At 69.5% G+C, this 8,626-nt stretch carries 8 protein-coding genes; 1 reads left to right on the top strand and 7 read right to left on the bottom strand.

From position 1 onward, the window contains the following. The first annotated feature begins 194 nt into the window (after positions 1 to 194). Complete coding sequence (locus tag HY726_08065; protein MBI4608947.1) at positions 195 to 1,046, top strand: alpha/beta hydrolase; 852 nt, start codon at positions 195 to 197, stop codon at positions 1,044 to 1,046. A 326-nt stretch (positions 1,047 to 1,372) separates the two neighbouring features. Here HY726_08065 and fdhF read toward each other — a convergent pair whose 3' ends face one another. The 7 genes from fdhF to HY726_08030 all read right to left on the bottom strand — a co-directional run. Then, positions 1,373 to 4,192, bottom strand: a complete 2,820-nt coding sequence (gene fdhF / locus HY726_08060) for a formate dehydrogenase subunit alpha (protein ID MBI4608946.1) — start codon at positions 4,190 to 4,192, stop codon at positions 1,373 to 1,375. Continuing rightward, positions 4,189 to 4,878, bottom strand: a complete 690-nt coding sequence (queC, locus tag HY726_08055) for a 7-cyano-7-deazaguanine synthase QueC (GenBank protein ID MBI4608945.1) — start codon at positions 4,876 to 4,878, stop codon at positions 4,189 to 4,191. The genes fdhF and queC overlap by 4 nt, the downstream gene beginning before the upstream one ends. After that, positions 4,875 to 5,543, bottom strand: coding sequence for a 7-carboxy-7-deazaguanine synthase QueE (locus tag HY726_08050; protein ID MBI4608944.1), 669 nt, complete (start codon positions 5,541 to 5,543; stop codon positions 4,875 to 4,877). The genes queC and HY726_08050 overlap by 4 nt, the downstream gene beginning before the upstream one ends. Further along, the gene (gene queD / locus HY726_08045; GenBank protein MBI4608943.1) at positions 5,540 to 5,968 is read right to left on the bottom strand and encodes a 6-carboxytetrahydropterin synthase QueD; all 429 of its coding nucleotides are present in this window, start codon (positions 5,966 to 5,968) and stop codon (positions 5,540 to 5,542) included. Before queD ends, HY726_08050 begins: the two co-directional genes overlap by 4 nt. Before the next feature lie 61 nt (positions 5,969 to 6,029). Next, positions 6,030 to 6,740, bottom strand: a complete 711-nt coding sequence (gene ubiE / locus HY726_08040) for a bifunctional demethylmenaquinone methyltransferase/2-methoxy-6-polyprenyl-1,4-benzoquinol methylase UbiE (protein ID MBI4608942.1) — start codon at positions 6,738 to 6,740, stop codon at positions 6,030 to 6,032. Between the two features lie 221 nt (positions 6,741 to 6,961). After that, positions 6,962 to 7,810 carry a UbiA family prenyltransferase gene (locus HY726_08035; protein MBI4608941.1) on the bottom strand — a complete coding sequence of 283 codons (849 nt, stop codon included), beginning with the start codon at positions 7,808 to 7,810 and terminating at the stop codon, positions 6,962 to 6,964. An 18-nt stretch (positions 7,811 to 7,828) separates the two neighbouring features. Further along, positions 7,829 to 8,626 (bottom strand): UbiD family decarboxylase (locus HY726_08030; protein ID MBI4608940.1); only part of this gene is annotated, 798 nt, incomplete at its 5' end.

The raw sequence follows: 8,626 nt of genomic DNA, 5'->3' as shown, positions 1-8,626 counted from the left end.
GTGGCGCGCAGCCGGTCGGGGGCGAGGAGCGCGTAACCGCTCAGGATGGCCAGGGCCAGAGCCAGGACTCCGAGACCTGCGTCCGTCAGGTGGCGTCGGGCGGGAGGAACGGGACACGTGCCCATCGGTTGATTTCAGCTTACGCCGGTCCTCGGCGGCGTGGCAAAGAATTTTCCTTCGCGTAGAATGAGGGGGTGAGCGCGAATGCCGCCTTCGGCTGCGCCGCTGCCGGCCATCGGGTTCTCCCGGTCAACGGGCTTCAGCTCCACGCTCTCGAGTGGGGGGCGCCTGGCCCCCGCGGCCTCCTCTTCCTCCACGGGGGCTCGGCCCACTGCCACTGGTTCGATGCCGTGGCTCCGGCCTTCGCCGACCGCTTCCACGTCCTCGCCCTGGACCAGCGGGGCCACGGGGAGAGCCAGTGGCCCGTGCCGCCCGCCTACCGGACTCAGGATTTCTGCGAGGACCTGCGCCAGCTCGCGGACGCTCTGGGCTGGGGTGAGGTGACCCTCGTCGGCCACTCCATGGGCGGGCACAACGCGATGTGCTTCGCCGCCTGGCATCCCGAACGGGTGCGCGGCCTCGTGATCGCCGACAGCCGCCCGACGATCCCGGAGGACCGGCTCTTTGAGCTCCAGGCGAGGGGGTTCCGTCCTCTCCGCACCTACGAGAGGCCCGAGAGTGCGCTGGCGCGCTTCCGCCTGATCCCGCGCGAGACGGTCGCCGACCCCGAGCTACTCCGCCACCTGGCCCAGGCCGGCATCGTGAAGCGAGGGGAGCGCTGGGTCTATCGCTTCGACCCCGCCTGCAACGGCACCCGCCAGCCGGCTGACGCCTGGCCGCTGCTCGCTCGGATCAGCGCGCCCACCCTCGTCGTGCGCGGGGAGTGGAGCCCGATCCTGCCTCGCCCGATGGCGGCCGAGATGGTCAAGCGGATCCCCGGGGCCCGGCTCGAGGAGATCGCCGGGACGTACCACCACTTCCTCCTCGACCGCCCGGCAGCGTTAGTCGGCCTCCTTGAGCGCTTCCTCGCCGGGCTTCGGGGCTGAACGCCGGCGGGGATGCATCCAGAATTCTGTGAGGGCCCAGCGCGAAGCGGCGGGGGCTCGGGGTCCTTGCCCCCGGGCCTCCGCGGCCACCCTTTCGCGGCTCGCGGGACGGGGCCCCTCCGGATGCGCCTCCGCTGCTCTCGCCTCGGCGCAGGGCGCGCCAGTTTTCCGGCGCCCCTTCGCGTCCTCCCGCCCGGGGTGCGCGATCCGGCTTCCCCGTTCCCGCTCGCTCGCGATGGGTGCCCGGCCGCTCCCGGCAACGGGGGCTGCGGACCCCAATCCCCCGCCGCTATCCCAAAAAGTTGGATGCTTCCCGCCGGCGGTCTTTAGCCACCGGCGCGTTCGATCCTGACCGCGCAGTACTTGAACTCGGGGATCTTGCCGAACGGATCGAGCTGGTCGTTGGTGAGGACGTTCGCCGCCGCCTCGCGGAAGTGGAACGGGATGAAGAGGGTGCCGCGGGCGACCCGCCGCGACGGGCACGCCCGCAGTGTGATCGATCCCCGGCGCGAGCTTACGGTCACGTAGTCGCCCGCCTGCAGCCCGATTCCGGCCAGGTCCTCGGGATGCACCTCGCAGAAGGCCTCGGGCCGGATCTGGTCGAGGGCCCGGGCCCGGCGCGTCATGCTCCCGGTGTGCCAGTGCTCGAGGAGCCGGCCGGTGTTGAGGACGAAGGGATACTCAGGGTCGGGGCACTCGGCCGCCGGTTGGTAGTCGGCCGGAACGAACTTCCCCCGCCGGCTAGGCGTCGGGAAGCCGTCGGCGAAGAGGAGCTGGATCCCCTCGTTCCGCTCGGGATCCGGACAGGGCCAGAGCCTGCCGTAGGGTTCCAGGTTCTTGTAGGTGAGGCCCTGGTAGCTGGGCGCGAGCGAGGTGAACTCCTCGAAGATCTCCTCGGCGCTCCCGTACTCCATCGGGTAGCCCATCCGGCGGGCGATCTCCGACACGACCTCCCAGTCGAGCCTGGCCCGGCCCGGCGGGTCGAGGGCCTTCCGGCCGATCTGGACGCGGCGATCGGTGTTGGTGTAGGTGCCGGTCTTCTCGAAGAAGGACGTCGCCGGGAGAATCACGTCGGCGAACTCCGCCGTCTCGGTCAGGAAGATGTCCTGGACGCAGAGGAAGTCGAGCGTGGCGAGGGCCCGGCGGACCTTGTTGATGTTGGGGTCCGAGAGGAACGGGTTCTCCCCCATCATGTACATCCCCCTGATCTCCCTGGCGAGCGCTCCTGCCATGATCTCCACCACGGTGAGGCCGCGCTTCGAATCGAGCGCTACGCCCCAGGCCTCCTCGAAGCGGCGGCGGATCGTCGGATCCTCCACGCCCTGGTAGTCGGGATAGACCATCGGGATGAGCCCCGCGTCCGAGGCCCCCTGGACATTGTTCTGGCCCCTGAGCGGATGCAGCCCCGTGCCCGGTCGTCCCACGTTGCCGGTGAGGAGGGCGAGCGAGATCAGGCAGCGGGCGTTGTCCGTCCCGTGGGTGTGCTGGGAGATCCCCATCCCCCAGAAGATGATCGCGGCTCTGGCCCGCCCGAAGATCCGGGCCACCTCGCTGATCTTTCCAGCAGGCACTCCGGTGATCTGTTCCGCCACGTCAGGCGGGTAACGCTTCACGACCTCGCGCAGCGCCTCGAAGCCCTCGGTGTGGGCCCGGACGTACTCGCGGTTGATCAGGCCCTCCTCGATCATCACGTGCATCCAGGCGTTGTAGAGCGCCACGTCGGTCCCCGGGTTGATCAGGAGGAAGTGCTGCGCGTGACGGGCGATCCCCGTGGCCCGCGCGTCCACGACGATCAGCGTCGTGCCGTGGGCCGCCGCGTCCTTGATGAAGGTCGCCGCCACGGGATGGTTCTCGGTCGTGCTGCTCCCCGCAACGAGCGCGACCTCGGCGCGCTTGACGTCGCCGAAGACGTTCGTGACAGCGCCCGAGCCGATGGTCTCGAGGAGGGCCGCCACCGACGAGGCGTGGCAGAGGCGCGTACAGTGGTCCACGTTGTTCGTGCCGAAGGCGGCGCGGACCAGCTTCTGGAAGACGTAGGCCTCCTCGTTGCTGCACTTGGCCGATCCGAACCCCGCCAGAGCGCGCGGGCCGTGGGTCTGCTTGATAGCGCTGAGCCGCCGGGCCACCAGGTCGAGCGCCTCGTCCCACGTGGCCTCGCGAAAGGCGGGGAGCACCTCCGCGTAGTCCACAACCCCGCCGGGTTTCCGGCGCGCGCCCTCCCCCTTCACGGCGCTCGACAGCGGTCCCTTGGGATAGGCCTCGGGCCGCCGGATGATCGGGACGGTGAGCCGGTGGGGATGGTGGGCGTAGTCGAAGCCGTAGCGGCCCTTGACGCAGAGGCGCTCCTGGTTCCCCGGGCTCGGCCGGCCGTCCACCAGGACGATGGCGTTGCGCTCGGGATCCACGTGGAGCCTCACCGCGCAGCCGACGCCGCAGTACGGGCAGACCGAGTCCACCGCCTTCAGCTCGGCGCGGGGACGGATGGGAGCGGAGAGAGGCTTGTGGGTCAGGGCGCCGGTCGGGCAGACGGCCGCGCACTCGCCGCACGACACGCAGCTCGACTCGCCCATGGGGCTGTCGAGGTCGAAGGCGATCCGGGCCGCGTAGCCCTTTCCCATCCGGCCGATCACGTCGTTGTGCTGGAGCTCGTCGCAGGCGCGGATGCAGCGGTCGCAGAGGATGCACGCCACGTGGTCCACGGCGATGACGGGTGAGGAGAGGTCCGTCGGGCGACCGTCGCCGGCCAGCAGGCGTGGTGGGCGCTGGAGGCCGTACTGGCGGCCGAGGGCGAGCAGCCCGTCGTCACCGGTCGTCTTCTCGCGGAGGGACTCGCGGGGGTAGTCGGCGAGGAGCATGCCGGTCAGCGCCTTCCGGCAGCGCTCGATCCTGTCCGAGCGCGTGATCACCTTCATCCCGTTGGCGGCAGCGCGGACGCACGAGGCCGCCAGGACCCGCTCGCCCACGTCCACGACGCAGACCCGGCAGACGCCGACGGGCCGGAGCCGCGGGTCGTGGCAGAGCACCGGGATCTCGATCCCGGCCTCGCGCGCGGCCTGCCAGATCGTCGTCCCCTCGGGGACGGTGACAGCGCGCCCGTCGATCGCGAGGGTGACGGTCGCCTGGGCGGTTGTCGTGGGCGCGCTCATGCGGCGTAGGGGAGGGGGTCGGCGAGGCCTGCCTCGGCGAAGCCTTTTTTTCTCAGCAGGCAGCTGTCGCAGCCACCGCAGGCCCTGCCGTCGCTCGTAGGCTCGTAGCAGGACCAGGTCAGCGCGAAGTCCACGCCGAGAGCGTGGCCTTTACGGATAATCTCCGCCTTGGTCATCCTGATCAGCGGCGTGTGAACCTTGAAGTGGCTCTGCCCCTCGACGCCGGCCTTCGTGGCCAGGTTGGCCAGTCGCTCGAAGGCCTCGATGTACTCGGGGCGGCAGTCGGGATAGCCACTATAATCGTAAAAATTTGCGCCGAAGAAGAGGTCCTCTACCCGGAGCACCTCGGCCCAGCCCAGGGCGTGGGCAAGGAAGATCGTGTTGCGCGCGGGGACATAGGTAACAGGGATCCCTGAACCGATCTCCTCAGGGCTCCGCCCCTTCGGCACCGGGAGGTCTCCGGTCAGCGCCGAGCCGCCGATCAGCCTGAGGTCCAGCGCCAGGATCAGGTGCTCCTTGGCGCCGAGCGAGGCGGCCACGCGCCTGGCCGACTCGAGCTCGCGGCTGTGGCGCTGGCCGTAGGCGAAGGAGAGGGCGTAGGGAACATAGCCCTGGTCCCGGGCGATCGCCAGCGTCGTCGCCGAGTCGAGGCCGCCCGAGAGGAGGACCACTGCCGGCTTCATCACACGCCTCGCCGCGCGCCCCAGAGGAGAATGTGGAGGCGCGGCGAGTACCTGAAGCCGTGGCGCCGGCACTCCTCCACGACCCAGAGCGAGCGCTCGAGAATTTCTTCTCGCCGCACCCCCTCCGGCATCAGCAGGATCCGCTCACGCGGAAGGGCGAAACGCTCGCCCAGCCGGAGCACCTCGGCGACATCGCGCTCGTCCACCACGACGAACTTCCACCAGGCGCCGAGCTGGAGGAACGCGCCGATCGCCGCCGGGTTGATCCGCTTCTCCTCCGATACCCCCGACCCCGCCAGCTTCACCGACACGTTCCACTGGTCAACGGGGCCGGGTGGCGGAGGCAGAGTTCCCGAGGTTTCGACCTCGATCGTGAAGCCGTGGTGCTTGAGGCCTTCCACGAGCGGCACGAAGAGCGGAGACTCGAGCGGCTCGCCCCCGGTAATGACAGCCCGCCGGCAGGCAAACGCGGCGGCCAGCTCGGTCAGGCTCTCGAGGGAGACCTCGTGGCCGCCGGCAGGATCCCAGGAGTACTTGGTGTCGCACCACTGGCATCCCACCGAGCAGCCCTGGAGTCGGAAGAAGACCGCGGGCACGCCGGCGGTGACGCCTTCTCCCTGGATAGAGAGGAAGCACTCGGCGATCCGGCCGGTGGTGGCGGGTGTCACGCGCGCTCGCGGGTCAGCTCGCTCGAGCAGGTCGGGGTCTCCCTGATCGCGACGCGTTCGAGCGAGATCCCTCGGGGGAGGGCCGAGCCGATCGCGCGCCACGCCTCCCGCGTGAGGATCTCCGCCGTCGGGTTCCCGTCCAGGCGCACCACTTTTTCCGGCGCCTCCGCCTGGACCCGCTCGATGGCCGCGCAGAGCGGATCCTCGGCGGAGAGGAGTGTCGCGTGGTCCCACTGGTCCAGCACCGCCTTCCTGACGATGGTCCTCAGGTCGTCGAAGTCGATGATCATGCCGAGCCGATCCAGATTCTCGGCGCCCACCGTGACCTCCAGATGATAGGTGTGGCCGTGGAGGAACGCGCACTTGCCCGGGTGGCCCAGGATGCGGTGGGCTGCGTCGAACGTGAACTCAGTGCTGAGACGCATAAAAATCTTTCAACGACGCGGAGTTTCGTCGCCTCATCTTAGCCTCGGCAAAGGCCGGGCGTCAAGCGACGGGGGCCGATCCGACGTGAATCGTGACCGTCCCGATCCCGACGCGCCGGTAGCGTACTTCCCTGAAGCCCGCTGATTCCATGAGCTGCGCCAGCTCGGCGGGAGGCAAGAAGCGGTCCACCGATTGAGGGAGGTACGAGTAGGCTTCAGCGTCCCCGCTGACGAGCCTCCCGATCCGCGGGACCAGCCCGTGGAAGTACCACCGGAAGAGAGAGCCGAAGCCGCGCAGCGTCGGCTGGGTAATCTCGATGGCCATCACCCGCCCGCCGGGGCGCGTCACACGCCGCATCTCGGCGAGGCCCTGCTCGAGGTCGGCCAGGTTGCGCAGGAGGAACGCCGAGGTCACGCAGGCGAACGTCGCGTCTCGAAACGGGAGCGCGAGGGCGTCGCCGGCGACGAGGCTCACCCGGCGCGCCCGATCCTTCAGGCTGAGCTTCGCCCGACCCACGCGGAGCATCCCCTCGGAGAAGTCCAGGCCCACGACGCGTCGCACGTGCGAGGTCTCCAGCAACGCGAGGGCCAGGTCTCCGGTCCCCGTGGCCACGTCGAGGGCGAGCCCTCCCGGGGGGTCCGTCATGCTGACCGCGATCCGGCGCCACGCCTGGTCGCGACCGAGCGTCATGAGGCCGTTCATCAGGTCGTAGCGATGGGCGATGCGGGTGAACATCTCCCGCACGTACCGCGCCTTCTCCTGATTAGCCATGCGCCGGGGTGCCCTCCTTCGCTCAGGCCTCGTCGCCTCGACGGACCAGGCTCGCTCGGACGCCTCCGCTGGCCCCCCCATCCCCCCGGAGGCAGGGGGTCGTCCTCGCGTTCCAACTGCGTTGGCTCGCTCGGAGCGCTCCGGCGTCCTGCGCTTCGCCGCCCGCTACGGCTCCTCGGATTCGCTCCGTAGGGCATCCCCGGCGCATGGCCCTCTACGTGCTACCGCCACAGCCCGCCCACGGTCGCGACGAGGACGATCACCGCGATGTAGCCGTTGACGTTGAAGAAGGCGACGTTCAGGCGGGACAGATCCGTCGGGGAGACGAGCGAGTTCTCGTAGGCGAGGAGCCCGGCCACGATGAGCCAGCCGATCCAGTAGACCCAGCCGAGCCCCGTGACGATGCCGACCGCCGCGAGAGCCAGCGCCGTGAGGGCGTGACAACCTCGCGCCAGGGCCAGTGCCGCCGGGACCCCGAAGCGTGCGGCGACCGAGTGAAGGCCCTCAGCCCGGTCGAACTCGGTGTCCTGGCAGGCGTAGATCAGGTCGAAGCCCGCGATCCAGACGGTCACGGTGAACCAGAGGAGGAAGGCGGGGAGCTCGAACGCCTCTCGCACGGCGATCCAGCCTCCGGCCGCGGCCATCCCGTCGGTGAAGCCGAGGATCCAGTGGGAGGTCCACGTGAAGTACTTCGTGTAGTGGTAGCCTACGAGGAACACGATGGCGAGCGGCGCGAGCTTCAGGCAGAGCGGGTTGAGCTGCCAGGCCGAGACGAGGAGCAGGAGGCCGGAGGCCGCAGCCCACGTCGCGACTTCCCAGGGCCTCAGGAGCGCGCGCGGGAGGTGGCGCTGGGCCGTTCGCGGGTTTCGCGCATCGACGAAGCGGTCCACGAGCCGGTTCACGCTCATCGCGAGCGTGCGCGCGCCGACCATCGCGAGGGTCACCCAGAGGGCGATGCGCCACCCGGGCCAGCCGCCCGCGGCGAGCACCATCGCGATGTAGGCGAAGGGGAGAGCGAAGACCGTATGCTCGAACCTGATGGCTTCGACGAAGTACCGGAGTTTCTGCACGGGCACTGCCAGTTGCGATTACCTGTTCCGCGGGGGGGAGCCCTGAGGGGGGGGCGAACCCCCCTCAGAGAAGTAGTCGCCCCAGCGGTGGGTCACGAGGGCTTTGATCTCCTCTGTCATCACGATCTCTTCGGGCCACTGCTGCTCGATGTTGTCCAGCGGCCCCTTCTCCGTCGCGTCGATCCCGAGCTTGCCGCCGTAGCGGTGGCGGAGGGCGGCGTGGTCCAGGTCGTCCATGGGGCCCTCGATGAGCACGAGGTCGCGCCTGGGATCGATGTTCCCCGTGGCCCGCCAGGCCACCTCCGAGAGGTCGTGGACGTTCACGTGCTCGCTCACCACGACGATCGTCTTGGCGAGCATCATGAGGCCGAGCCCCCAGAGGGCGTACATCACCTTGCGCGCCTGCCCCGGGTAGCGCTTCTTGATCGAGACGATCACCAGGTTGTGGAAGATCCCCTCGGCGGGCATGTTGATGTCCACGACCTCGGGGAGGAGGAGGCGGATGATGGGCAGGAAGATTCGCTCGGTGGCCTTGCCGAGCCAGTAGTCCTCCTGGGGCGGCCGGCCCACGATGATCGTCGGGTAGATCGGATTCTTCCGGTGCGTGACGGCCGTCAGGTGGAAGACCGCGTAGTCGCGCGCGAGCGAGTAGTAGCCGGTGTGGTCGCCGAACGGACCCTCGCGGCGGCGCTCGGAGGGGTCCACGTAGCCTTCGAGGATAATCTCGGCGTGCGCCGGCACGTCCACGTCGACCGTCTTGCCCCTGACCATCTCCACGCCGGCTCCGCGGAGCCAGCCCGCGAAGACGATCTCGTC

This window comes from Candidatus Rokuibacteriota bacterium, assembly GCA_016209385.1.
Lineage (GTDB): Bacteria > Methylomirabilota > Methylomirabilia > Rokubacteriales > CSP1-6 > JACQWB01.
The sequence above is the reverse complement of the archived record's forward strand: the minus strand, read 5'-3'. Positions and strand labels throughout refer to the sequence as shown.